The 23,879-nt window shown below is 51.8% G+C and carries 23 protein-coding genes and 1 pseudogene; 21 read left to right on the top strand and 3 right to left on the bottom strand.

Annotated features, from left to right (window positions below):
* The first annotated feature begins 1,458 nt into the window (after positions 1-1,458).
* The 3 genes from ACI7RC_RS20755 (at position 1,459) to ACI7RC_RS20765 (ending at position 2,806) form a co-directional block, all read left to right on the top strand.
* On the top strand, positions 1,459-1,809 hold the full coding sequence (locus ACI7RC_RS20755; RefSeq protein ID WP_408110102.1) for a nucleoside/nucleotide kinase family protein: 351 nt from the start codon (positions 1,459-1,461) through the stop codon (positions 1,807-1,809).
* Between the two features lie 66 nt (positions 1,810-1,875).
* A complete protein-coding gene (locus ACI7RC_RS20760; RefSeq protein WP_408110103.1) occupies positions 1,876-2,331 on the top strand; it encodes a hypothetical protein in 456 nt (151 codons plus the stop codon).
* A 10-nt stretch (positions 2,332-2,341) separates the two neighbouring features.
* Positions 2,342-2,806 carry a hypothetical protein gene (locus tag ACI7RC_RS20765; protein ID WP_408110104.1) on the top strand — a complete coding sequence of 155 codons (465 nt, stop codon included), beginning with the start codon at positions 2,342-2,344 and terminating at the stop codon, positions 2,804-2,806.
* Between the two features lie 64 nt (positions 2,807-2,870).
* Here the strand turns inward: ACI7RC_RS20765 and ACI7RC_RS20770 are convergent, their stop codons facing one another.
* Complete coding sequence (locus ACI7RC_RS20770; RefSeq protein WP_408110105.1) at positions 2,871-3,689, bottom strand: polysaccharide deacetylase family protein; 819 nt, start codon at positions 3,687-3,689, stop codon at positions 2,871-2,873.
* Positions 3,690-3,920: 231 nt separating this feature from the next.
* On the opposite strand from ACI7RC_RS20770, the gene ACI7RC_RS20775 reads away from it, so the two are divergent.
* Together ACI7RC_RS20775 and ACI7RC_RS20780 are read left to right on the top strand one after the other, a co-directional pair.
* Positions 3,921-4,199, top strand: a complete 279-nt coding sequence (locus ACI7RC_RS20775) for an ArsR/SmtB family transcription factor (RefSeq protein WP_408110106.1) — start codon at positions 3,921-3,923, stop codon at positions 4,197-4,199.
* Positions 4,200-4,226: 27 nt separating this feature from the next.
* Entirely contained in the window at positions 4,227-4,610 is a 384-nt protein-coding gene (locus ACI7RC_RS20780; RefSeq protein WP_408110107.1) for a VOC family protein, read from the top strand.
* A 224-nt stretch (positions 4,611-4,834) separates the two neighbouring features.
* Here the strand turns inward: ACI7RC_RS20780 and ACI7RC_RS20785 are convergent, their stop codons facing one another.
* Both ACI7RC_RS20785 and ACI7RC_RS20790 read right to left on the bottom strand, forming a co-directional pair.
* Positions 4,835-6,400 carry a glutamate synthase-related protein gene (locus ACI7RC_RS20785; protein WP_408110108.1) on the bottom strand — a complete coding sequence of 522 codons (1,566 nt, stop codon included), beginning with the start codon at positions 6,398-6,400 and terminating at the stop codon, positions 4,835-4,837.
* A 180-nt stretch (positions 6,401-6,580) separates the two neighbouring features.
* Positions 6,581-6,709, bottom strand: a pseudogene (locus ACI7RC_RS20790) (chromosome condensation regulator); the annotation flags it as partial.
* Between the two features lie 214 nt (positions 6,710-6,923).
* Here ACI7RC_RS20790 and ACI7RC_RS20795 point away from each other — a divergent pair.
* From ACI7RC_RS20795 to ACI7RC_RS20870, 16 genes are all read left to right on the top strand, one after another.
* Positions 6,924-7,349 carry an NUDIX domain-containing protein gene (locus ACI7RC_RS20795; RefSeq protein WP_408110109.1) on the top strand — a complete coding sequence of 142 codons (426 nt, stop codon included), beginning with the start codon at positions 6,924-6,926 and terminating at the stop codon, positions 7,347-7,349.
* Between the two features lie 251 nt (positions 7,350-7,600).
* Positions 7,601-8,449 carry a MurR/RpiR family transcriptional regulator gene (locus ACI7RC_RS20800; RefSeq protein WP_408110110.1) on the top strand — a complete coding sequence of 283 codons (849 nt, stop codon included), beginning with the start codon at positions 7,601-7,603 and terminating at the stop codon, positions 8,447-8,449.
* Between the two features lie 92 nt (positions 8,450-8,541).
* Complete coding sequence (locus ACI7RC_RS20805) at positions 8,542-10,065, top strand: ABC transporter substrate-binding protein (RefSeq protein ID WP_408110111.1); 1,524 nt, start codon at positions 8,542-8,544, stop codon at positions 10,063-10,065.
* Positions 10,066-10,108: 43 nt separating this feature from the next.
* Positions 10,109-11,023, top strand: coding sequence for an ABC transporter permease (locus tag ACI7RC_RS20810; protein WP_408110112.1), 915 nt, complete (start codon positions 10,109-10,111; stop codon positions 11,021-11,023).
* Between the two features lie 16 nt (positions 11,024-11,039).
* Positions 11,040-11,954: an ABC transporter permease gene (locus ACI7RC_RS20815; RefSeq protein ID WP_408110113.1), complete on the top strand. Its 915-nt coding sequence runs from the start codon at positions 11,040-11,042 to the stop codon at positions 11,952-11,954.
* Positions 11,955-11,974: 20 nt separating this feature from the next.
* Positions 11,975-13,090 (top strand): o-succinylbenzoate synthase, encoded by a 1,116-nt coding sequence (menC, locus tag ACI7RC_RS20820; RefSeq protein ID WP_408110114.1) that lies wholly within the window; start codon positions 11,975-11,977, stop codon positions 13,088-13,090.
* Positions 13,091-13,092: 2 nt separating this feature from the next.
* Positions 13,093-13,215: a hypothetical protein gene (locus tag ACI7RC_RS20825; RefSeq protein WP_408110115.1), complete on the top strand. Its 123-nt coding sequence runs from the start codon at positions 13,093-13,095 to the stop codon at positions 13,213-13,215.
* 17 nt (positions 13,216-13,232) lie between these two features.
* Positions 13,233-14,237, top strand: a complete 1,005-nt coding sequence (locus ACI7RC_RS20830) for an ABC transporter ATP-binding protein (RefSeq protein WP_408110116.1) — start codon at positions 13,233-13,235, stop codon at positions 14,235-14,237.
* Positions 14,209-15,180, top strand: a complete 972-nt coding sequence (locus ACI7RC_RS20835; RefSeq protein ID WP_408110117.1) for an ABC transporter ATP-binding protein — start codon at positions 14,209-14,211, stop codon at positions 15,178-15,180. The genes ACI7RC_RS20830 and ACI7RC_RS20835 overlap by 29 nt, the downstream gene beginning before the upstream one ends.
* Positions 15,181-15,519: 339 nt before the next feature.
* Positions 15,520-16,320, top strand: a complete 801-nt coding sequence (locus tag ACI7RC_RS20840; RefSeq protein WP_408110118.1) for an enoyl-CoA hydratase/isomerase family protein — start codon at positions 15,520-15,522, stop codon at positions 16,318-16,320.
* A 198-nt stretch (positions 16,321-16,518) separates the two neighbouring features.
* Positions 16,519-18,081 (top strand): benzoate-CoA ligase family protein, encoded by a 1,563-nt coding sequence (locus ACI7RC_RS20845; protein ID WP_408110119.1) that lies wholly within the window; start codon positions 16,519-16,521, stop codon positions 18,079-18,081.
* A 96-nt stretch (positions 18,082-18,177) separates the two neighbouring features.
* A complete protein-coding gene (paaX, locus tag ACI7RC_RS20850) occupies positions 18,178-19,059 on the top strand; it encodes a phenylacetic acid degradation operon negative regulatory protein PaaX (RefSeq protein WP_408110120.1) in 882 nt (293 codons plus the stop codon).
* Between the two features lie 18 nt (positions 19,060-19,077).
* The gene (locus ACI7RC_RS20855; protein ID WP_408110121.1) at positions 19,078-20,358 is read left to right on the top strand and encodes a benzoate/H(+) symporter BenE family transporter; all 1,281 of its coding nucleotides are present in this window, start codon (positions 19,078-19,080) and stop codon (positions 20,356-20,358) included.
* Entirely contained in the window at positions 20,333-22,108 is a 1,776-nt protein-coding gene (locus tag ACI7RC_RS20860) for an adenine deaminase C-terminal domain-containing protein (protein ID WP_408110166.1), read from the top strand. Before ACI7RC_RS20855 ends, ACI7RC_RS20860 begins: the two co-directional genes overlap by 26 nt.
* 5 nt (positions 22,109-22,113) lie before the next feature.
* Entirely contained in the window at positions 22,114-22,884 is a 771-nt protein-coding gene (locus tag ACI7RC_RS20865; protein WP_408110122.1) for an enoyl-CoA hydratase/isomerase family protein, read from the top strand.
* Between the two features lie 12 nt (positions 22,885-22,896).
* Complete coding sequence (locus ACI7RC_RS20870; RefSeq protein ID WP_408110123.1) at positions 22,897-23,865, top strand: MBL fold metallo-hydrolase; 969 nt, start codon at positions 22,897-22,899, stop codon at positions 23,863-23,865.
* The last annotated feature ends 14 nt before the right edge of the window (positions 23,866-23,879 follow it).

Raw genomic sequence — 23,879 nt, forward strand, 5'->3', positions numbered from 1 at the left:
CGAAACAAGAAGCCCCCGCCTCTTCAGGCGGTGGGAGCATTCACTTCAGCGTCAACTCCAGCAATAGCTTGCTACTTTGCCCAACTACATCTAGGCTTATCTGCCGATTTCAAGCTGTGAAAGTTGAGATAAGGAGAATAATATGGAGAATAAAAAGTATGGGGTGGCTGCTTTAGGACTCATCGCTTCTATTATATTCTTTTGCACAACAGTGTACTTACAAATACAGAATGGATATGCACGAGATGAAGGAGTTTATGTCTGGGAATTCGTAGGTAATGGATTATGGATACTGCTATTCGGAAGCATGATATGCTTCATTATTTTCCTGAATGTATTAAAAATAAAGAACGAAAGATTATCCATAATAGTATCATCTCTAACACTTGCTATATTGATCGTATATGGCCTCATCATAACAATTGGATGGTTTCTATCTTATCATATACAATCAGGAAACATATCCTTAATAACTTTCGGAGAACTTTAAAAGAGGTTATCGATTCAGATGGTATTCACACTATCTATTATCCCAGGAAAGCTTCTCCAAATGGGAGAAATCATCCGCCCAACTGATCGCCATTTTTGCCCCGAATTCGTCGGGAGCATTACCTTTGCCACACACAAACGGGCGTCATGTGGCTGGGAAAGACTGACGATCTGATCTTCCGCCAATCGCTTTGGGTATGGCTTTGGCACCGGTCTACTGTTTCTTGGCAATCTCCAGGTAGCGTTTACTGGCAGTTGAGCGATAGGTTATCGGTTTCTGGGCCTTCTCGATGAGAGGATCGCGAAGTACCTGCTTTTCTTGCCATCATGATTAGTGTAGTTGGTTCTTTTTCACCAACAGTTAACAGTAAAAAATCAATTTACGGGGATTTGACTTCCACTTTCCTAGGAGGATCTTAATGAGAATGCTGGTACTTCTCATCGTCTTATCGCTATATGTTCAAGGCTGTAGTAAACCCGAATTCGAACCGCAGCAAATAGACAACAGAAGCGAGTATAATCGAAATGTTTAAGGAAGATATTTACTTGCATTCTATGTTCATTTTCGGTTTAAGCAACAAATTAAACAACAAGGAGTTAGATGTTTCGAATGTAAGAGGGTAAGTTGAAGGTTACAGTGAAGGAACGAAAAGGGATGTATATGTAATATTGATAAGTATTACATGAAAAAATTGGATGATGAATACGATCAACAAACAGTCAAACAAATTCAAGATATTATTACATCTCTATGGGAGCTGCCATATACCTTCGACCTTTTTCTTATCGAGAAAAGCGATCAGCAGTTGCTAGCCTACTTGCAAGATTACGGAAAGATTCGGCTTTCGCATTCAGAGGGATCTGCCCACTTCCATTCGGAAAGAAGATTTTCAAGATTATCCTATTTGGAGGGCATATATAGCAGATACACTTCGGTATCTGGAAGCCAACTTCGATGGCGTCGTGATCGTGCCGATGACGCTGGTCAATCGGGAATATTTTCATGAAATCATCACGACGTTGCGAAATGAAGGTCTTGCCATTCAACATTTTGCCTTAACAGCCTCAAAAGAAACGGTATATCGGCGGTTGCGGAAGCGTGGAGACGATCCGAATTCCTGGAACTACAAGCAGGTTGCTAAGTGCGTAGAGGCATTAAACGATCCCTTGTTTGAACGACAGATTCATACAGAAGAAAAATCGATTGAAGCCGTGGCCGAAGAGATTGGCGAAATCGTCGGCATTCCGTTGCACAAGAGAAAAACAAAGCTTGCCCAAATCGCCTACAGAATTTGGGTTCAGTTGAAACACATTAGATGACGAAACGGCTTACTATAGACGACACGGACTCTTTTTTTAGCTTTCGGAGGGGAAGTGTTTTTTCTGTTGACAATTGCCATCGGTATCATTCTCATGTGGCTTACAGTCCTGGAATTACTGACGTTCATCTTGATCAATCATTATGTTTATTTCGGAATCATGTCTCTTCACCTATTCGTTCCATTTTATGTTTTTATGGTCTTTCTGCTGATAGACTATTTATCGGGATTTCCGGAACGTTCCAAGCGGCCGAAAATCATAATTGCAACCACCGTAAGCCTGTTAGTCATCCTCCCCCTTGTCTTCTTTCTCTCCTTGCCAACATACACCTTAGCCCAAGCAAAACAAAAAATGATCCTTGCAGAACGAATTCACTCGATTGATGATCAAGCAACGACAAAAATCACTTCTACGCGAGGATATGACCTGTATATTATTACTGCGGAACGGGATAGTCAAAAAACGAGATATATTTTCAATCCGTATAGTGGAGAATATGGCCTTTGGCCTGATAGTAAATAGGATGGAGGAAATGATGAAAAAACTCCTGTTTTTACCGTTTTTTTTGATCGTCTTTGCCATACAAGGATGTTTGACGAATCAAGTACACGTATTAACGCTTGAAGGAGAATCCGACCATTGGAGCGGAACGGTGAAGCTTACCCTAACGGAAGTCTGGGAAGATCATAAAAAACAAAATGGTGTTTCAAAAAACATCGTCCTAAGACCGAAAGAAGAAATGGAGCTAGAGCGATTAACTTATGATACTTCCTTTAATATCTATGGACTTGGAGGCACAGGGTCAAATTTTACCGCAAAAGAGAATGAGGTTCTCAATGACAAAGTGTATGGAGAAGACATGTTTGGCGGAACTGTTATAGATTGGACTTATGACGAGGTGAAACAGAATTTGGAGTACGCCGCCATTAAAATAGAGTGGGTCAAGGACGGAAACAAATACCACGAAACCATTACCGCAAAGCCTTCATCTCAATGAAAAATGGGGAGAATCAGCCGACAAAAGCGGGCGGCTTATAAACTGCACCGCAGAATCGTCATGACTACTTCGGAAGGTTTAGCAACTCGGGAATCGTAACCAGCTTAACCCCGTCATTTTTGAGCTGTTTAATAATTCCCGGCAGCGCTTGAACCGTACCGGACAGATCCTCTCCTACTCCCCCTGCGGCGTGCTGAAGGATAATAGAACCCGGATGTACATGCGACAGAACGTTCGTTCTGATCTGCTCCGCGCTTAGGTTTTTCCAATCCAATGAGTCGACATTCCAATTGACAATGAACTTGTGTTGGCTTGCCAGCCATTGTATCTGCCGTTCGCTTATATTTCCGTACGGGGGTCTGATAAAAGTTGGCTTATACCCCGCAAAGGATTGAATCAATTGATCTGTTTTCACAATCTGATACTCGAAATCCGCATCGCTTAATTTTGGCAAATTCGGGTGACTGTAAGAATGGTTCCCAATGACATGGCCTTCGTTAACCATTCTTTGTACAATATCGGGATGCGCTTCGACCCGGTTGCCGACTACGAAAAACGTTGCTCGTACACCCTCCTGTTTCAAAACGTCAAGCACTTGAGGTGTAAAACGGTCATCAGGGGCGTCGTCGAAGGTTAAGGCAACTGCACGCTTCGAAGAAGGACCGCTCAATATAAACATGCTTTTGTATTTCGCCCGCAAATCCGCCAACGAAAGCGGATGGGGATTGCGCACCGCTATTTCTGGTCCATCGTGCAAGTTTGGTGTACGAGTCGTTTTCAGGGGTGTGTCCGTAATCCCTTTGGGCGGTACTTGGTTCGTTTTATATGGGGTGCACCCGGAAATCAAGAATACGGATAAAGTGATGATCCATATTGCTTTCATCGTCTGTAAACTCCCTGCTGTCAATTTTAAATTCATCATTATACTACCCGTCATTCTTTGAGATATACTTTGGAGTTCGAGATCGCGCATCATGAGAGGACGATGTAACCAAATTTTTTTGATGTTATGTGACTTTAACTTGTTAAGATTGCATGATACGGTTTCTTTATCATGCAACCATACAGTTGCTTATACTTGACGAGCAACTGTAGAGTTGCTTATACTCGATATATGAATTGGGACAAAGACGCTATATTCAAAGCACTTGGCGACTCGACTCGGCGGCTTATATTAGACGAACTATCCGAACGCAACGAGCTGACATTGTATGAACTTACGGTGCGTCTTATTATGAAGCACGACCTTTCCATTTCGCGACAAGCTGTAGCTAAACATCTTTCTGTATTGGAAGATGCAGGACTCGTAATATCAAAACGAAAGGGAAAATATCGAGTAGTGATATTCAACAACCAACCACTTAAAAATTTGCTGAAAAGATGGATAGAGTAATTTTATAAACCTGGAGGTAAAAACAGTATGAAAATCATTGTTACCAGCATATTCGTACAAGATCAAGACAAGGCACTGGAGTTTTATTCAGAAAAGCTGGGGTTCGTAAAAAAGGAGGACGTTCCCGTTGGAGAATTTAGGTGGATAACGCTTGTTTCTCCCGATGATCAAGACGGTATCGAGCTTTTACTTGAACCGAATGACCATCCTGCCGCAAAGGAGTATCAAAAGAAGATATTCGCCGATGGCATTCCAGCAACAATGTTTGGTGTTGCAGATATTCGCAAGGAGTATAAACGATTAATGGAAAAAGGCGTAAAGTTTACTATGGAACCGACAGAAATGGGCGAAGTCACAATAGCTGTCTTCGATGATACATGCGGTAACCTTATTCAGATCGTGCAGAAGTAACTTCATGGCCAGTTCTAAACGTATGTCAACCCTGCCCTATTAGTAGGACGGGGTTATTTGCAATGACTTAGTACGAAAACCTCCTTTAACTGCGTGAAAAATAGAGGTCATTTTCTTCTGTACGAGTGCGGCCAGCAGGCTCTTATTGAACAAATCTGCTCTTAAGTTGAGAAATGGCTGTTGAGATTTGTCCCGATAAAAGCTTCGAAGAGATCAATAAGAAGTCAGCGGTCAGGATAAGGAAATAAATCAACGATCCGCATGGTGCGGCCGCTTTCGCTCGTGAACACCACATGCTCTCGACTCAACCCCCGCGGGCTCTCCAGGCCGCATGCCGCCGCCAGCGAAAACACGCCTTCCCTCATTTGCAAAATGTAATTCATCACGCGCCACTGCTTTTCTTCTGGCGCCAGTGCGGCTTGATATTTGGCGTCCGTCGTCGTAATTCCAGTCGGACATTTGCCAGTATGGCACTGCATCGCCAGGATGCACCCATTTGCCATCATAAAACCGCGGGCCGAATTGACGCAGTCGGCGCCTAGCGCAAGGGCAATGGCCACTTTGTCAGGAGTGATGAGCTTGCCCGAGGCGAAAATTTTGAAGCGGTTCCGCACGCCAAACTTTCGGGCCGTATCATCGAGGATCAGCAGTGCAGGATAAAGCGGCAGCCCCATTCCGTCCGCCATCGCCTTAAAGGTAGCGCCAGATCCTCCTTCTGAACCGTCCACGGTAATAAAATCAGGGTAGATATCCATATCGATCATGGCCTGGAAAAACGGGTCGAGTCGCTGGGAATCACCCACGACAATTTTGATTCCGACCGGCTTGCCGCCTGCATCCTGCAAGGTTTGCACAAAGCGAAGCGTTTCTTCCGGACTCGTCAAAAATTCGAAGCGATTCGGCGAATTGACCGTCTTGCCTACCGGCACCTTGCGAGCGGCAGCTATTTTTTCGTTTACTTTTATGCCTTCCAGATGTCCGCCGCGTATTTTGGATCCCTGTGCGAACTTTAGCTCAAATGCCTTAATATGGGGGTTGCTTGCTTTTTGTTTATACTCTTCGATGGAAAAATGGCCTGTGTCATCGCGAAAGCCAAACATCCCCGGACCGATTTGGGAGACGACATCAACTCCCGTAGCCAGATGCACATCGGCAACGCCTCCTTCGCCTGTGTTGATCCAGGAACCGCCGGCCATATAGGCACCACTGCCCGTCGACTGGATGTAGTGTTCGCCGACTGCCCCGTAAGAGGTTGCGGAAGCACCGAACATGCCCTTGAGCCGCCACGGGTGCCTGCGGTTTTCCCCGACAACAATGATATCGTCATCGTGCAGCAGCCATCGCTTGATGTTTTGGTCAATGATTTTTTCCTGTCGCGAAAAGAGACCTTCCCTTGTAATCTCGTATTTTTTGCCAGGGACGAGTTCATCGTTATCGACTTTGAGCTCACTCGTCAATTTTGGAAACATCGAATTGGACAAATAATAGCCAGGCTTCTCATAGTCACGTTTGCCCCCAAACGCAATGATATCCGTCCGGTATTTTGCGGCACGTACGACGCCAATAAAATCGTCCCGCGAAAACGGCTTCGCTTCCGTATCGCTATCGAACCAATACTGGCGCAACTCCGGACCGATTTTTTCAAGAAAATAACGCACCCAGCCGAGAAACGGATGGGAACGGATAATCGAATGCTTGGGGCCTTTCGATAAGATGTACATGTAGCTCAAGAAAATAACAGGCGGCAGAACAACGATCACCAGCAAAATGACAAGCAGGACATAAATCATGGAAAGATCGTCCTCCTGAATGGAAATGTAGCAATAACAGGTGTACAACCCTTTTTGAATGATTCCGGGTTTATACTATGCCCTATTTTCAGGCGTACATTAGAAGTATTTCCTTCAATTACAAAGTTGTATCACGATGAGTACATAAAAAAGGGAGTCCCTTTAGAAGGATACTCCGCCATTCTCACCCACAGCCGTCGCCGTTCCGGCAGATTTAAGACCAACGGTATGACGACGACCCGCCGCTATGGTATCTTTAGGCCACCGTTTCACCTTTAACGCCGCTTCTTTCGGTGAAATGCAATCCATGTCTTACCTCCTTAAAACAAGACCTATTTTATTATAACAGTTGCTTTAAGCTTTAGAGACACATGATCTAACTACGATTGAACGCTCCTTCACAGTGGCTCTTCAAAAGCTGAACGGGCAATTGGTCTGTGATGATCCATTTTCATGACCAACCAAAAATGTGTTACTATTGTTTGATTCAAATAAATAGCAGGAAGGATAATGGTGAGAGGTCATGGCTGCAACCATTGGTTTACCCAGAGTGGGAGTAGGAGCAGTTATTCTGAACGAGCAAAACGAGATACTGTTGGTATTGCGAAACCGAAATCCCGAGAAAGATACGTGGAGTATTCCCGGAGGAAAAGTCGATCCGTATGAACCGCTGGAGACCTGCGTAATCCGCGAGATCAAAGAAGAGGTAAATCTCGATGTCGGGATAAAAGCACTGCTTTGCACGGCGGAAATCATCCGGCCCGAGAATGCGGAACATTGGCTTTCTGTTATCTACGAGGTGACCGTCCGGAGCGGAGAACCGGTTAACATGGAGGCAGACGGAGCGATCGGCGACGTCAGGTGGTTTCCGCTTCATGAACTTCCTTCGAACCTGGCCAGTTTCACCGTACCTGCGATACAACATCTGCAGCAGCGAAACAGCCAATGATTGATCATACCGTATTTACTCATTCAGAATGAACACGTATAGCCCAACGTGAGGCCGCATTTTTCTTCCGAAAGATGCGCCTCTTTATTTGCAGGGCGAGTGGACAAATAGGGCTAATTTTTCTATGGATGATATTTTCAGAATAATATTAACAAACAGAATATTTTGTGATATAAAAGAATCTACGAAGGAAAAACTGCCATGATAGAAATAACCGAAGGATAAAATTCTATAGAGGGTGATGAGCTTTTATGCCCATCGAGCCATTAATCAAGGAAAAATTCGCGGAACTCTCGCCGGGGCAAAAAAAAGTAGCCGAGTTCTTGCTTGGGCAAATGGAAAAAGCTGCGTTTTATACGGCAGTACAGATTGGCAAGGAGGTGGATGTCAGCGAAACGACGGTGATCCGACTCTCGTATGCGCTGGGATTTAACGGCTTCTCGCAAATGCAGGCCTGCATTCAGGAACAAGTATTGAAGAATCACGAATTCGCCGGGCTGCGCCTGCATGACAAGAGCGAAGAGAGCCAGAGAGAGAACAATCCGTTTGTCCAGGTCGCGGAAAGAGAAATCGAAATATTGAGACAGATGATGACACAATTAAATGAATCTGATCTTTGGAAAGCGGCGGACTGGGCAATCGGGGCAGATCAGGTGCTGGTCGTCGGCTACCGGGCCTCCTATGCCGCGGCTTATTGGTTTTCCTTTGAACTTAGCATGCTCCGCGACAATGTTTCCTTAATACCGGCAAGCGGAGATCCGTATGAAAAGCTTTTGGCGTTAAACGAGAAGTCTGTTGCCTTCGCGATCTCGTTTCCCCGCTATACCAAAGAGACCCTGGCCGTAGCCGAGTGTGCAAAACAGCGTGGGGCCAGGCTGATCGGGGTAACAGACCGGGTGCTGTCACCGATTGGCCGGATTTCTGACGTTACGTTTACGACGGATGTAAACCCCAGCTTTGGCAATTACTCCGTTTCCGCCATTTTGAACCTGTTAAATATGCTCATTACCGCTATTGGCATCAAGGACGAAGCGGCGATCCACAGCAGAACCCGCAATCTGGAGCAGATCTACTCCAATTTTGGGACTTTTATCGAATAAATCCGGAGCGTCCTAGAGAGGTCGGCTTTTCAGGCCTCCGGATTTTAGGCTAATCTGGCACGTCAGATTGACATCTGAATAGGGGGTAAACCATGAAGCGAAGAGTATTGCTCAGTATTTTCATGCTTATCTTTGCCTGCTCCACTGTATTGGCTGCTTGTTCGGGATCCTCAACATCTGCAGGGGAGCAAAAGGAACTGGTCGTGGCGCTGGATGCCGACGTTCCTACGCTGGACCCGCATATGCACAACGAGCCCAACGCCATTACGTTAAATTGGCATATATTTGACTCTTTGTTATTTTTGACCAGTGATCTGAAAATCGAGCCGGGCCTGGCAGAAAGCTACGAGCAAAAAGACGAATTGACCTGGGAATTTAAACTGAAACAGGGCGTCAAGTTCCACAATGGCGAAGAGTTCAATGCCGATGCGGTGAAGTTTTCTCTGGAGCGCGTCTTGAATGAGGAGCAAAAAAGCCCGCAGCGCGGCAATATCAGCCAGATCGACAAAGTGGAGGCAGTCGACCCTTACACAGTCGTCATCAAAACCAAAGAGCCGTACAACCTGCTGCCGCAGCGCCTGTTCTACTTGAGCATTGTCCCGCCCAAATACCTGCAGGAAGTCGGGGACAAGGAATTTGCCGAGAAGCCGGTCGGCACGGGACCCTATAAGTTCGTCGAGTGGACAAAGGGAGATAAAATCGTGCTGGAGAGCAATCCCGATTACTTCAAGGGGGCGGCGAAAATCGGCAAGGTCACGTTCCGGGTCATTCCCGAAGTGGCGACGCAGATCGCCGAGCTGCAGAGCGGCGGAGTAGACGTCATCCGCATGGTTCCGCCGGATATGATGGCCCAACTGGAAGGCAACAGCCAGATTGAGACGGCATCCGTACCGCTGTTGCGCGTCTTTTACATGGCCTTTGACACCCGTAAAAAACCGTTTGACGACAAGCGCGTCCGCCAGGCGATGAACTACGCGATCAACCTGGACAGCATTGTTGAGAAGGTATACGGGGGAAAGGCAGTCCGAACGCCGGCAGGGGTCAACCCCAATCATTTCGGCTTTGACGAGAGCATCCAGCCGTACCCGTACGATCCGGAAAAAGCCAAGGCGCTGCTCGCGGAAGCGGGGTATCCGAAAGGTTTTGAGACGGAGATTCACTATTTTACGCCGGGAACAGGCCAGCAAACGGTGGATGCCGCCATCTCCGATCTGAGCAAAGTGGGCATCAAGGTGAAGGCGAAATTTTATCCCGAATCCAGTTCCTTTGTGGAAAAACAGCGCGCCGGAGATTTGCCGTTCCGCATGGGGCACTGGGGGAGCTACTCTGTATACGACGCCGATGCCATCCTGCAGCCGATGTTCCACAGCCAAGGAGTGTACGGCAAATACTTCAACACGCCTGAATTGGACAAGCTGATCGATCAAGGCCGCTCCCTGGCTGATCAGGGGAAACGCAAAGAAATCTACAGCCAGGCGCAAAAGCTGCTCCATGACGAAGCACCATGGGTCTTCCTCTTCTCTCCCATGGACAACCAGGCGTACAATGCAAAACTGAACTTCAAGGCCAGGGCAGACGAACGGATTTACGCGTACGAGATCGATTACAAGGAATAGGGGAAGGGCATCTTCCCCTTCCTGCTGCATAGGGGGTGACTGTATGGGGTTGATCGTAAAGCAGTGTCTGCGAATCTTCCTCGTCCTGTTCGGGATTTCCACCATCTCGTTTTTTCTGATTCACTTGTCCGGAGATCCCGTCTTGCTGATGCTGCCTCCGGAAGCAACCCAGGAGGAGGTGGAGGCGTTTCGCCATCAGATGGGGTTTGACCGCCCCGTATCGGAACAGTATCTGAATTTCCTCTCCCAGGCTGTTCGCGGCGATTTTGGAGAATCGCTCAAATTTCACAAGCCGGCGCTGCACGTGGTTGGAGAGAGGATACCGGCCACCATCGAGCTTACCCTGATGTCGACGCTGATCAGCATCCTGATCGCCATACCGCTGGGGATCTACTCGGCAGTCAAGCGTAATTCCATTGCAGAGAACGTCGTTACCGTGCTGGTGTTTCTCGGCCAATCAATGCCGATATTCTGGACGGGGATTATGCTCATGCTGCTGTTTGGCGTGAAATTACACTGGCTGCCGGTATCGGGGCGGGGGACCTTCCTGCACCTGGTGATGCCCGCGGTTACCCTGGCGATCTGGGTGGCGCCGACGCTCCTGCGCATCGTTCGCTCCAGCATGCTGGAGGTGCTTTCACATGATTACATTCGCACGGCCCGATCCAAGGGCTTGGCCGAGGCTGTCGTCATCTACAAGCATGCGTTGAAGAACGCTGCGATCCCGATCATTACGGTCATCGGGTTTCAAATCGGCAAGCTGCTTGGCGGAGCAGTCGTAACGGAGACAGTCTTCGCTTGGCCGGGTGTTGGGCAGTTGGTTGTCAACGCGATTTACACCGCCGACTATCCGCTGGTGCAAGCGTGTGTGGTCGCCTTGGCGCTCATCGTCGCAGTGATGAATTTTACCGTGGATTACATGTATAGCTATCTGAATCCAAAAATCAAGTCCGGATGAGCGAGGTGAATCATACATGAGTGAACTGGAATTGCAGATTCCGCATGACCGCGAGCAGCAGACAGAGAAGCCGGTTGTGTCCGAGTGGCGAAAAAAGTATCGCAAGTTTGTCAAAAACCCGATCGGCATAGTTGGTCTGATCATGGTTGCCGTCATCGTCATTATCTCACTAGCAGCTCCGCTCATCACCAGCCACGATCCGATTGAAGTGGACCTGGATAAGAAGCTGAGCCCGCCCGTCTGGATGGAAGGCGGCACGTGGGAGCATTGGCTGGGAACGGATGAGGTAGGCAGAGACGTCTGGTCGAGGCTGGCCTTCGGTTCACGTGTATCCCTTGCCGTCGGCTTTTTTGCCGTCGTGATCTCGCTCACCCTGGGTACGGCCTTGGGAGTGCTTGCCGGATACTTTCGCGGGAAAACAGACTTCTTCATCTCGACCGCGATCGATATCATGATGGCCTTTCCCTTTATTCTGCTCGCCCTTGCCGTCATCGCCGTGCTGGGACCGAGCCTGCTGAACATGATTCTCGTGCTGGGTTTTACCGATTGGACACAGTACGCCCGGCTGGTTCGCGGCGAGGTGATCGGCCTGCGCGAACAGGAATTCGTGCAAGCCGGGTACGCGTTGGGCAGCCGCCATTGGCGCATCATCTGGAGACATTTGCTGCCTAACTGCCTGCCCTCGGTAATCGTGCTGGGAACGCTGGCATTGGCCCGGGCAATCCTGATGGAATCGTCGCTCAGTTTTTTGGGACTTGGGGTAAGCTCGCCGACGCCGAGCTGGGGCTTTATGATGAGCACCGGCCGGCCCTACATCGCGTCCGCCTGGTGGCTTGCCACCCTGCCGGGGATCGCGATCCTGATCACCGTGTTGGGGATTAACCTCGCCGGCGACCGGATTCGCGATCTGCTCGATCCCAAAGTAGATTAATCTGATGAGGAGAGGTTGAGATGAAAGCAGACAAGATCGTATTGAGAAAGATGCAATTGACATTGAAGGCGCCGTTTCGGACAAGCTTTGGCACCCAGACGGTGCGCAGCTTCTTTTTGACCGAGGTCCATACCAAAGACCACGTGGGGTATGGTGAGTGCGTCGTTTCGGCCAACCCGTTTTACAGCGAGGAAACGGTCGGAACAGCCTGGCACATCGTGGAGGATTTTCTCATCCCGATGATCTTTGAGCAGGGGGAAATCTCCCACCCGGACGAGATCGGCCGGATCTTCGGGCCGATTCGCCGGAACAATATGGCAAAAGCGGCCTTGGAAGGCGCCTACTGGGACCTGTACGCCAAACAGCAGGGAATTTCCCTGGCCCAAGCCCTTGGCGGAACGAAGGAAAAGATCGAAGTCGGAGTAAGCATCGGCATTCAGGAGGAGATCGACGACCTGTACCGATTGGTTGAGCAATTTCTCGAACAAGGCTACCGGCGGATGAAGATTAAGATCAAGCCGGGAAAAGACGTCTCCGTTATCCGCGGGCTGCGGCAGCGGTTTGGAGATATTCCGATGATGGCCGACGCCAATTCCGCCTATACGCTGGATGATGTGGGAATATTCGAGCAGCTGGACGAAATGAACCTGATGATGATCGAGCAGCCGCTGGCCCATGACGATATCTTCGATCACGCGAAATTGCAGCGGCAGCTGAAAACGCCGATCTGCCTGGACGAGAGCATCCACTCGTGCGAGGATGCCCGCAAAGCGATCGAGCTGGGCAGCACGCGAATCATCAACATTAAAGTAGGGCGTGTCGGCGGACTGTCCGAGGCCAAGCGGATACACGACCTATGCCGGGAACACGGGGTTCCTGTCTGGTGCGGCGGCATGCTGGAATCGGGGATTGGCCGGGCTCACAACATCGCGATCACCTCGCTGCCCAATTTCAGCCTGCCTGGCGATACCGCCGGTTCCTCCCGCTACTGGCAGGAAGACATCATCGATCCGGAGGTAGTCGTTTCCCCCGATGGAACCATTCCCGTTCCGGCCGGTCCAGGCATCGGCTACCGTCCTGTGCCGGAACTCTTGGACAAGTACACAACAAGCAAAAAAGAGTACGCCAGGGGGTAAATATGGGGACGATTTCCGCTGTGCGGCCGGGGCTCCACCATCTGCAGATGTCCTTTCGGTTGGACACGCTGGTTTGGGGCTCGCAAATCCTTACTGCCGCAATGCTGGCAGCCGCTGAATCCTGATGGAAGGAGGGAACCACATGCAACCGATTCTGCAGGTAGACAATCTGACGATTGGGATTCGCGGTGAAGAGGGAGAATTTCAGCCCGTAAACGGAGTCAGCTTTGAAGTGTTTCCCGGAGAAACGCTGGGGATCGTCGGAGAGTCGGGATGCGGCAAGAGCGTAACATCTCTGTCGATCATGGGACTGCTGCCGCAGGGAATCGGCAGGATCGCCGAAGGAAGCATCCGCTTTCAAGGCCGGGATCTGACAAAATTGCCGGCAAAAGAGCTGCGAAAGCTTCGCGGCAACGAGATCTCCATGATCTTCCAGGAGCCGATGACTTCCCTCAATCCGGTCTATACGATTGGCGAGCAGCTTGGCGAACAGATTCGCCTGCACTTGGGCCTGTCCAAAAGGGAGGCGAAGGAACGCTGCATCGACTTGTTGCAGATGGTTGGCATCCCGCGGGCCGAAGGGATCGTCAAGGAATACCCGCACCAGTTATCCGGCGGGATGCGGCAGCGGGTGATGATCGCGATGGCGATGTCTTGCCAGCCTCAGCTTCTGATCGCAGATGAACCGACGACGGCTCTGGATGTGACGATCCAGGCACAAATCCTCGATTTGATGAGAAAAGTAAAACACACCAACGGGACATCGATTATCCTGATCACCCATGACCTGGGCATCGTCGCCGAAATGTGCGACCGGGTCGTCGTCATGTACGCCGGGCAAATCATTGAGCAGGCGCCCGTTCGCGAGCTTTTCAACCATCCCGCCCATCCTTATACAAAGGGGCTGATCGCTTCGATCCCCAAGCTGGAGGAGCAAAAACGGCGCTTGTACTCGATCAAAGGAAGCGTGCCGCATCCTTCATCGATGCCGTCCGGCTGCCGGTTTGCCCCGCGGTGTGAGTTTTTTCGAGAGAGCTGCCGGGTGGCGCCGCCGCTGTTTTCGCTCAATCAAACGCATCAAAGCCGCTGCTGGCTTGCCGAGGAAGGGGGCCGTGAGCATGGGGGAGACATTGCTGCAAGTACATGAGCTGAAAAAATACTTTCACTCCAAAAAAAGATTGGGCAAACCAGATACAATCATCAAGGCGGTCGACGGGGTCTCCTTCGAGATTCAAAAGGGCGAGACCGTCGGATTGGTCGGTGAGAGCGGCTGCGGCAAATCGACGACAGGCCGGGCGCTGCTTCACTTGATCAAGCCGACAGGCGGAGAAGTAGTCTACAAGGGCAAGCCGCTATCCCGCCTGTCGGTGAACGAGCTGCGCCATTTGCGCCAGGAGCTGCAAATCGTCTTCCAGGATCCGTACGCTTCCCTCGACCCGCGAATGAAGGTACGGGATATCCTGCTCGAGCCGCTGGAAATCCACGGGATTGGCACAAAAAAGGAACGGCTGAAAAAAGTAGAGGAGATACTTGAAGTGGTTGGACTTGGCGAGCACTACGCCAACCGATTCCCCCATGAATTTAGCGGAGGGCAGCGGCAGCGCATCGGCATTGCCCGCTCGCTGATTTTGCACCCGGCGCTGATCGTGGCGGACGAACCGGTATCGGCGCTGGATGTCTCGATCCAGTCGCAAATTCTGAATCTGCTGCAGGATTTGCAGGAACAGTTCTCGCTGACCTACTTGTTTATTTCGCACGACTTGAGTGTCGTCAAGCACATCAGCGACCGGGTTGGCGTCATGTACCTGGGCAGGTTGGTCGAATTCGCCCCCAAGGAAAGGCTCTACGCGCAGCCGGCCCATCCCTATACCCGGGCCTTGCTGTCGGCTGTCCCGGTTCCCAATCCGGATGCGGCCTTGGAGCGGATCATCCTGACCGGAGATGTGCCGAGCCCGGCCAACCCCCCATCAGGCTGCGCGTTTCATACGCGGTGCCCGCTGGCGATGGAGAAGTGCAAAACAGACCGTCCCGAATTCAGGCAAGTCGATGCCGAGAGTCACTACGTGGCGTGTCACCTGCAAGACGAATAAGCTTCTGCACACAACCCCTCACCAACAGATGGCAGTTACCGAACACAGGTATCTGCCATTTCTTTTTCTCTTCCCTTACTCCTCCGCTTTTCAAATCGACCGTTCACCAACCATATTAACGTCTGAGGTAAAATTATGATTTTGCGGTTTTTTCGTCGTTCGTTGAAAAACCATAATATAAAGAAAATGAGAGCGTTTTGAAGAATTCTTTTGAATTTTAACAAAAAGTGTCCATTATTTTAGTTATATGAACTTTGAGAATATAAAGCCCATTTAGTATATTATGCATTAAATGCGAATGTTTTTAAAACATAACAAATAGGTAAAGGAGGAAATGTCATGTCTTCATCTGTCGTCCCTGAGCAAAAACTGTTAACCTTGAAAAAAGAAAACGGTATTGCAGAAATTCATTTGCATGTCAACAAAACCAACTCTTACAACCTCGACTTCTACCGGGAGTTGAATGCAGCGATTGACGATATCCGCTTTGACAACGATATCAAGGTAGCCATTCTGATGAGCGATATGCCCAAGTTTTTTTCCGCCGGAGCGGACATCAACTTCCTGAAAGCGGCCGAACCCCGTTTTAAAACGCAATTCTGCCTGTTCTGCAACGAAACGCTGGACAAGATGGCACGCTCCCCGCAAATTTTCATCGCCTGCCTGGAAGGGCATACGGTCGGGGGCGGATTGGAAATGGCCCTGGGCTGCGACCTGCGCTTTATGGGTGACGAGGCCGGAAAGATCGGGCTGCCGGAAGTGTCGCTCGGCGTACTGGCCGGTACGGGCGGGACGCAGCGTCTGGCTCGTCTGATCGGTCATTCCCGCGCCCTGGACATGAACATCACCGGCAAGACGATCAGTCCCCAGGAAGCGAAGGAGATCGGCCTCGTAAACGATGTGTTTCCGCAAGCCGAGACGCGTGAAAAAGTGCTGGAGTACGCGAGAAACATCGCAAACAGCGCCACCTATGCCATCTCCAACATCAAGCTGTCGATCATGAACGGCAAAGAAATGCCGCTGAATGCAGCAATTCGCTACGAAGGCGAACTGCAAAACCTGTTGTTCCGCTCCGAGGATGCAAAAGAAGGCTTGAGCTCCTTCTTGGAAAAACGCCAGGCGAACTGGAAGGGCCTGTAAGAAAAAAGTGCAATGTCGGCTGCACAGCTGATATTGCGTTTTTTTCAGGCAAAGATACGAGCAGCTCTTGATCATCGTTACAGCGCAAAGCACCCGCTGCAAAAACTCGACTACATCTTATGAAAGCGCTTCAATACATGTCTTTGACTGGATTGCAAGTTGGACTATTTATCCTTCCTGGAAGGTGATGAGGTAGAGATGGAAGTAAGAGGTTTAGGGGTTAGGTACAATGCAGCAGCACGCTTTATCGACGAAAACGTAAATAACGGCATCGGAGACAAGGTGGCCATCTACTACGAGGACCGGCAGATCACCTACAAACAACTGCAGAATAGCGTGAATCAGGCAGGGAATGCGCTGAAAAAGCTCGGGCTGGAGATGGAGCACCGGATTCTCCTGGTGTGTCACGACACCCCGGAATTTATCGCTTCGTTCTACGGGGCCGTCAAGATTGGCGCCGTGCCGATTCCCGTCAATACGATGATGCATCCTTCCGATTACGAATACTTTTTAAACAACAGCCGGGCCAAGGCGATGATCATTCACTCCGACATCTGGAGCAAAATTCGCCATCTGCAAAGCCGGTGTCTCTACCTGGAGCACGTGATTGTGGTCGGCGAGGCGGAAGGCGGAGTGGCCCATGTGCACGCCTACGACGAATGGATCGGCGGGGAATCGGCCGAGCTGGAACCGGCCTCGACCAATTACGACGATGCTGCGTTCTGGCTGTACAGCTCGGGAAGCACGGGAAATCCCAAGGGCGTCATCCACCTGCAGCACGACATGCAATTCGCCCTTGACACGTACGCCAAAAGAGTGCTGAAGATGACGGAGTCCGACATCACATTCTCCGCCTCCAAGCTGTTTTTCGCCTATGGGCTGGGCAACGGGATGTATTTTCCTTTAGGGGTCGGCGCATCGACCGTGTTGATGCCGGAACGCCCGCTGCCCGAAAAGGTATTCGAAACCATCGAGAAGTACAAGCCGACGATCTTTTTCGGGGTGCCGACGCTTTACGGCGCGATGATCGACCTCGTCGAGCGCAGCGGGAAAACATACGATCTTTCTTCGATCCGGATCAGCGTATCGGCAGGAGAGGCGCTCCCGGCCAAGTACGTTCGCAAGTGGAAGGAGCTGTTCGGTACGGACATCCTTGACGGGCTCGGATCGACGGAGGTGCTGCACATCTTCCTGTCCAATCAGATCGGCGATATTCGCGAAGGCAGCTCGGGCAGGCTCGTCCCCGGGTACGAGGCGAAGATCGTCAATGAAATGGGCGTGGCGCTCTCAGCGAACGAAACCGGCGACCTGCTGGTGAAGGGCGACAGCATTGCCCACGGCTACTGGAACCTCCACGAGGAAAACAAGCGGAAGTTCAGCGGAGAATGGCTGCACACCGGCGACAAGTACTACGTCGACGAGGAAGGGTATTTCTGGTACTGCGGCCGTTCGGACGACATGATCAAGGTGGGGGGAATCTGGGTCTCGCCCATCGAAATTGAAAACGCTTTACTTCAACACGAAGCTGTCCTGGAGGTTGCCGTCGTCGGCGTGCAGCAGGAGGAAAACCTCACGCATCCGAAAGCGTTTGTCGTGTTGAAAAACGGCGTCACTCCGATTGACAGCCTGAAAAAGGATATGCAGGATTACTTGAAGCAAAAGCTGGCGCCGTACAAGTACCCGAGGTTGATTGAATTCGTCGATGAGCTGCCAAAGACATCAACCGGCAAAATCCAGCGGTTCAAACTGAGAATCAGTTAAATAGAGCTTCCGTCATTCTTGCCATTAAGAGGGAATTAGCATACTCTAGATATCAGTGATAGAAGAAACAAGTCTCGTCAATAGAAGGTGAAAGATATGAAACCAAGGTCACTGATGATCACTCTCTACGGAGATTTTATTCAGTACTATGGCGGAGAAATCTGGATCGGCAGCCTCATCCGGATCATGTCGGAATTCGGAATTTCTGAATCCTCTGTCAGGGGGGCGACGCTCCGCATGGTGCAGCAGGATCTCCTGCAGGTAAGAAGAGTCGGAAACAAGAGCTACTACAGTTTGACCGAGAAGGGCAAAAGAAGGATCGAAGACGGCGTAAAAAGGGTGTACTCCATTCGCGATCACAAATGGGACGGATTATGGCGGATTTTGACCTATTCTGTGCCGGAGGAAAAGCGGGAGCTGCGAAACCAGATTCGCAAGGAGTTGAACTGGACGGGATTCGGGCTTGTATCCAACAGTGTCTGGGTCAGCCCGAATCCCTTGGAAGAACAGATCATGGAGATGATCCGCACCTATAATCTGGAAAATTATACCATGTTGTTCGGCTCCAGCTCTGTCGTCTCCCATGACAATCAGTACATCATCGACAAAGGATGGAATCTGCAGGAAATCGAGGCCGAATACAACGGTTTTATCGAGTCCTATCAAGCCAAATACGAGCTTTTGAAAGAGCGCGTCTGGAATAATACGCTGACAGATGTGGAGTCCTTTTTGGAGCGCACCCATCTTGTTCACGAGTTCCGAAAGTTTCTGTTTAAGGACCCGGGATTTCCCAAGGACCTCCTGCCCGAGCACTGGAGCGGAAGAAGCGCCAGAGATCTGTTTTGGAATATCCACCAATTGATCTCCGTGTCCGCCGTCCGCTTCTTCGAGTCCGTGTTTGAACACGCGCCTGATCGGTCTGTCCAGCCAAACCGCGACAAAGCGATCAATCCGTTTGCGGAGATCTACGTTAGTTAAGGAGGGAACATACGACATTTGACCTCGGAGAGATCAGCCTGGATGGGAAGCCTTCGCGACTTCCCCAAGCACTTGTCTGTTGCCAGCGTATCCAACGGGATTATCGCCTGGCTGTTTGGGGTCACAGGACCTTTGCTGATCGTGCTGCAGTCAGCCGCCAAAGGGAATGTCACTATGGACGTGACCATCTCCTGGATTTTTTCCATCTACGTCGTCGGCGGCGTTTTGACGCTTGGAATGTCGCTGTACTACCGCCAGCCAATCCCGGTTGCCTTTTCCATTCCCGGCGCTGTTTTGGTCGGGAGCTCGCTCATGCAGCATACGTTTGCCGAGGTCGTCGGAGCGTACTTCATTACGGGCCTTTTGGTCGTGGTTCTCGGCGTCACCGGGATTGTCAAGCGAATCATGAAGATCTTGCCGATGCCGATCATGATGGGCATGGTCTCCGGGGTCCTGCTGCCCTTCGGAATCGATATCATCACTTCGACTGTAGAAGCGCCCTTGCCAAATGGCGCGATCTTGGCCGTCTACCTCCTGTTTTCCGCTTTTCCCCTGCTGGCGAAGCGATTTCCGCCGCTGCTCGCCGCCTTGCTGGCCGCTTTTTTGCTGCTGTATCTGTCGGGCATGCTGCAGGCAAACGGCGCAGCGTTTACACTGGCGAAGCCCCAGGTGTTCCTGCCATCGTTCGACCCGGGCGCGATCGGCGAGCTGGTGATTCCTTTGACGCTGACGGTCATTGCCATTCAAAATGCGCAGGGAATCGGCCTGCTCGGTACTAGCGGCTACCAGCCGCCGGTCAATGCCATGACCAACTGGAGCGGCATCGGATCGCTGATCAACAGCTTTTTCGGCGCCCACTCGGCATGCATCGCCGGACCGATGACGGCGATTATCAGCGGGAGCGATACCGGACCGCGGGAAGGAAGGTATGTCGCGGCGGTTATTGTTGGAATCTTGTGGATTTTGTTTGGCGTGTTTGCCCCGATTGCCGCGATGATGACGCAGATCGTCCCGGCTCATCTGATCAAGCTGCTCGGCGGTTTGGCGATGGTTGGCGTGTTGGCGGGCTCGCTTGCGTCCAGTTTTTCATCGCGCTTCAAGCTTGGGGCGCTGTTCTCATTTATCATCACCGTCTCCGGCGTCTCCCTCTTTCACATCGGAGCGCCGTTTTGGGGATTGGCAGGCGGCACGCTGGCGTCACTCGTACTGGAAAGAGCAGACTTTTCACCTTCGGCCGGGAACCAGCAGGCCAAAGGTGTGAAAAAAGGTGGTAATGAACGTGAAAGCGACTCGGCATGAACTGATAGAAGTTGCACAAGGCCGTCGAACTGCTGACCTCTACATCAAGGGCGGCACGGTAATCAATGTGTACTCCGGCGAGTTTCTGCGGCAAAATGTAGCGGTATACAAAGATTGCATCGCCTATGTCGGCGAGAGCGAAGCGTCAATCGGCGAGAAGACAAAGGTGATTGATGCAAAGGGAAAATACGTCGCCCCGGGCTACATCGAGCCCCATGCCCATCCCTGGGTCGTCTATAATCCCGTCAGCTTGACCAAGAAGGCGTTGTCCCTCGGAACCACCACTGTTGTCAACGACAATCTGTTTTTTTACCTGCACATGGGAGCGGACGGATTTGCCAAAATGGCGGAAGATTTGCGCGAGCTTCCCGGCAACAATCTGTGGCTGGTCCGCTTGGTGTCCCAGGCCGACTACCCGACAGAGCGTGAGGAGTTCAACCAGGAGTCTGTCCGCCGCTTGCTCGCCATGGACGAGGTGGTCGGCAGCGCAGAGGTGACCCGCTGGCCGCTTCTCTACAACGGCGATCCGTTTTTGCTGGAAACGATTGACTATCTGAAAGGTCTGGGGAAGATTTCCGACGGCCATACCGCCGGATGCTCGTACGAAAAGCTGAATTCCATCGTGGCCGCCGGCATCAGCGCCTGCCATGAAGCGATCACCGCAAAGGAATCCCTTGACCGGCTGCGCCTTGGCATGTGGACCACCTTGCGCAACAGTTCGCTGCGTCCTGACCTGCCGGAGATCATCACGATGATTACGGAGGGGAAGGTGGCGACAAACCGGATCCTGATGACGACAGACGGTCCGCATCCTGCCTTTATCGAGGAGGAGGGGCTTGTCGACGGCCTGCTGCGAAAAGCGGTTGGGCTCGGACTGCCGCCGATGCAGGCGCTCCAGATGGTAACGATCAATGCGGCGACGTTTCTGCGCATGGACGAGAAGATCGGCGGGATCGCCCCTGCTAGACGCGCCGATTTGCTGCTGCTGCCTGATCTGACCGACTTCCGGCCGGAGCTGGTGATATCCGCAGGGGAGGTCGTCGCCGCCAAGGGGGAACTGCTCGTCCAGATTCCGGAGCTGGATTGGGAGCGATACCTCTCTGTCAGACCGTTTGACTTGGCCAAAGCGGATTTGGCGCAGGCCGATCTGCACCGCTGTCCGCATGGGGCGGCGGATGAGCCTGTTCCTGTCATCAGCTTCCGCAGCACCGTGATCACGACGCAAAAACAGATGAACCTGCCGGTAGAAAAAGGGTATGTGGATCTCTCCGCACAGTCAGGTCTGGTTTACGCCAATCTGATTGACCGCGCAGGGAAATGGGTGACGCACGGCATTATGGAACATTTCGCTACAAACCTGGAAGGCCTGGCCTCCACCTACAATACTACCACCCAGCTGCTGACCATCGGCCGGGATCCGGAAGCGATGGCGCTCGCGGCTGCACGGGTGCACGAGCTGGGCGGCGGCATTGTCATCGCAGAGGGCGGGCGGGTAATCCTGGAGATTCCGCTGCCTTTGACCGGGATGATGACGGATTCCCCTTCCTTTGAACAAGCGGTCGAATATCAAAACCAACTGCTGGCTGCCGTGCAACAGCGCGGTTATCCGTTCCACGACATCTTGTACACCCTGCTGTTTTTGACTTGTGACTTTCTGCCGGGACTGCGCCTGGTTCCGCTCGGACTTTACGATGTGCGAGCGAACGAGGTCGTCAGGCCAGCCGTAAAAACATTGTTGCAGAGGGGATGAAGTCCGTGAAATCGTATCAATTGATCAGCTTTGCCCAGCGGGATCGCGTAGCTGAACTGGTGTTGAAGCGGCCGCCGGTCAACGTTATGAACATTGAGATGATGGAAGAGATCGCAGATGCGCTATCCTCCGTCTGCAAGGAGGAAAACCTGCACGCTCTGGTGATTCGCGCGGAGGGAAAAGCGTTTTCAGCCGGCGTTGCGGTCGAAGATCACATGGGCGAAAAGACGGAGCCGATGATTCACCTGTTTCACAAAATGTTTCACCGGCTGATCGAGGTTCCTTGCCCGACCATCGCCGTGGTCGAGGGGGCAGCGATCGGCGGGGGCTGCGAACTGGCGACCTTTTGCGATCTGGTCATCGCCACAGACCGGGCCAAGTTCGGTCAGCCGGAGATCAATCTGGCGCTGTTTCCGCCGGTATCCGTCGTGGCCTTCCCCTGGTTGACAGGGCTGAACCGAACGATGGAGCTGCTCTTGACCGGCGAGACGATCAGCGCCCAGACGGCGTATGAGTGGGGACTCGTCAATAGGGTCGTTTCACCTGACGACTTGGAGGCGGCGCTGGAGCAGCTCCTCGACAACCTGCGCAGCAAAAGCCCGCTTGCCCTGCGCCTGACCCGAAAAGCGGTGCGCGAGGCGATGGCCGTGTCGTTTGCGGCTGCGATCGGCAAGGTGGAACAAATCTACTTGCGGGACCTGGTCTATTCAGACGATGCCCAGGAGGGCTTGCAATCGTTTCTGGAGAAGCGGCCGCCCGTCTGGAAGAACCGCTAGGAGGAGGGCAACATGGAGATACAACGCATAAGCGATACGCTGTTCCGGATTCCGGTCCCCGTGCCATTCCCGATGAAATACGTGTACTGTTACCTGTTTCGGGGAGACCAGGGGAGTGTAGTGGTTGATGCAGGCTTTAACTACCCCGAAGCACAAGAGGCGTGGAAGGCTGCTTTTCGTCAATTGGACGTGCACACGCGCGATGTAAAGGCGATCTACCTGACTCACTTTCACCCCGACCATCTCGGGTTGGCTGGCTGGATGCAGGAGTTGACCGGAGCGCCGGTGTATCTCAGCGACATCGATCGGGAGATGGCGCTGCGAACCTGGGGGACGGACAGCAGCCAGACAAGGCTGGTCGCACAGATGTGCGTCAAACACGGCGTGCCGTCCGAGCTGGCAGAGAAGATCGCGGAAAGCATGGAAAAACTGAGCCAGCATGTGCTGCCGCTCGCACAGCTTCAAGCCGCTCCGATTACGCAAGCGGATTTGGCGGGAGAAGCGTGGCAAATGATCCACACACCGGGACACAGCGACGGGCACGTCTGTTTTTACCAGCCAGAGCGCAAGTGGCTGCTGGCGGGGGATCATCTGCTCGATAAAATCACGCCCAACATCAGTCTGTGGCCGGGATGCAGCCCCAATCCGCTGCAGGATTACCTGGAGTCGCTGCGCCAGCTTCGCTCGCTCGATGTCTCTCTGGCGCTGCCCGGACACGGAAAAGTGATCACGGACGTAAAACAGCGGATCGAGGAGATCCTGCAGCATCACACGGTGCGTCTGGACAGGATGCTGCAGCTGGCCAAAGCAGGACGGACGGCCTACCAGGTTGCCGAGGCGGTCTTCAGCGAGAAGCAGCTGACGCCGCATCAGTGGCGGTTTGCGCTGGCCGAGACGCTTGCCCACCTGGAGTATCTGGCTTCACTAGATGAGCTGGCAAAAGTGGAAGGGGAGCAGACGCTCTTTCAAGCTCGCCAGTGAAATATTGCGACGGA

The sequence above is a fragment of the Brevibacillus sp. B_LB10_24 genome (genome assembly GCF_046036945.1).
In the GTDB taxonomy this organism is placed as follows: Bacteria; Bacillota; Bacilli; order Brevibacillales; family Brevibacillaceae; genus Brevibacillus_C.

Excerpts from the sequence above, each read along its gene's own strand:
- ACI7RC_RS20775 (WP_408110106.1), top strand. The coding sequence starts at position 3,921 with ATGAATTGGGACAAAGACGCTATATTCAAAGCACTTGGCGACTCGACT.
- ACI7RC_RS20795 (WP_408110109.1), top strand. The coding sequence starts at position 6,924 with ATGGCTGCAACCATTGGTTTACCCAGAGTGGGAGTAGGAGCAGTTATT.
- menC (WP_408110114.1), top strand. The coding sequence starts at position 11,975 with ATGAAAGCAGACAAGATCGTATTGAGAAAGATGCAATTGACATTGAAG.
- ACI7RC_RS20770 (WP_408110105.1), bottom strand. The coding sequence starts at position 3,689 with ATGAAAGCAATATGGATCATCACTTTATCCGTATTCTTGATTTCCGGG.
- ACI7RC_RS20805 (WP_408110111.1), top strand. The coding sequence starts at position 8,542 with ATGAAGCGAAGAGTATTGCTCAGTATTTTCATGCTTATCTTTGCCTGC.
- ACI7RC_RS20780 (WP_408110107.1), top strand. The coding sequence starts at position 4,227 with ATGAAAATCATTGTTACCAGCATATTCGTACAAGATCAAGACAAGGCA.
- ACI7RC_RS20810 (WP_408110112.1), top strand. The coding sequence starts at position 10,109 with ATGGGGTTGATCGTAAAGCAGTGTCTGCGAATCTTCCTCGTCCTGTTC.
- ACI7RC_RS20785 (WP_408110108.1), bottom strand. The coding sequence starts at position 6,400 with ATGATTTATGTCCTGCTTGTCATTTTGCTGGTGATCGTTGTTCTGCCG.
- paaX (WP_408110120.1), top strand. The coding sequence starts at position 18,178 with ATGAAACCAAGGTCACTGATGATCACTCTCTACGGAGATTTTATTCAG.
- ACI7RC_RS20830 (WP_408110116.1), top strand. The coding sequence starts at position 13,233 with ATGCAACCGATTCTGCAGGTAGACAATCTGACGATTGGGATTCGCGGT.
- ACI7RC_RS20845 (WP_408110119.1), top strand. The coding sequence starts at position 16,519 with ATGGAAGTAAGAGGTTTAGGGGTTAGGTACAATGCAGCAGCACGCTTT.
- ACI7RC_RS20815 (WP_408110113.1), top strand. The coding sequence starts at position 11,040 with ATGAGTGAACTGGAATTGCAGATTCCGCATGACCGCGAGCAGCAGACA.
- ACI7RC_RS20860 (WP_408110166.1), top strand. The coding sequence starts at position 20,333 with ATGAACGTGAAAGCGACTCGGCATGAACTGATAGAAGTTGCACAAGGC.
- ACI7RC_RS20840 (WP_408110118.1), top strand. The coding sequence starts at position 15,520 with ATGTCTTCATCTGTCGTCCCTGAGCAAAAACTGTTAACCTTGAAAAAA.
- ACI7RC_RS20765 (WP_408110104.1), top strand. The coding sequence starts at position 2,342 with ATGATGAAAAAACTCCTGTTTTTACCGTTTTTTTTGATCGTCTTTGCC.
- ACI7RC_RS20835 (WP_408110117.1), top strand. The coding sequence starts at position 14,209 with ATGGGGGAGACATTGCTGCAAGTACATGAGCTGAAAAAATACTTTCAC.
- ACI7RC_RS20800 (WP_408110110.1), top strand. The coding sequence starts at position 7,601 with ATGCCCATCGAGCCATTAATCAAGGAAAAATTCGCGGAACTCTCGCCG.
- ACI7RC_RS20825 (WP_408110115.1), top strand. The coding sequence starts at position 13,093 with ATGGGGACGATTTCCGCTGTGCGGCCGGGGCTCCACCATCTGCAGATG.
- ACI7RC_RS20870 (WP_408110123.1), top strand. The coding sequence starts at position 22,897 with ATGGAGATACAACGCATAAGCGATACGCTGTTCCGGATTCCGGTCCCC.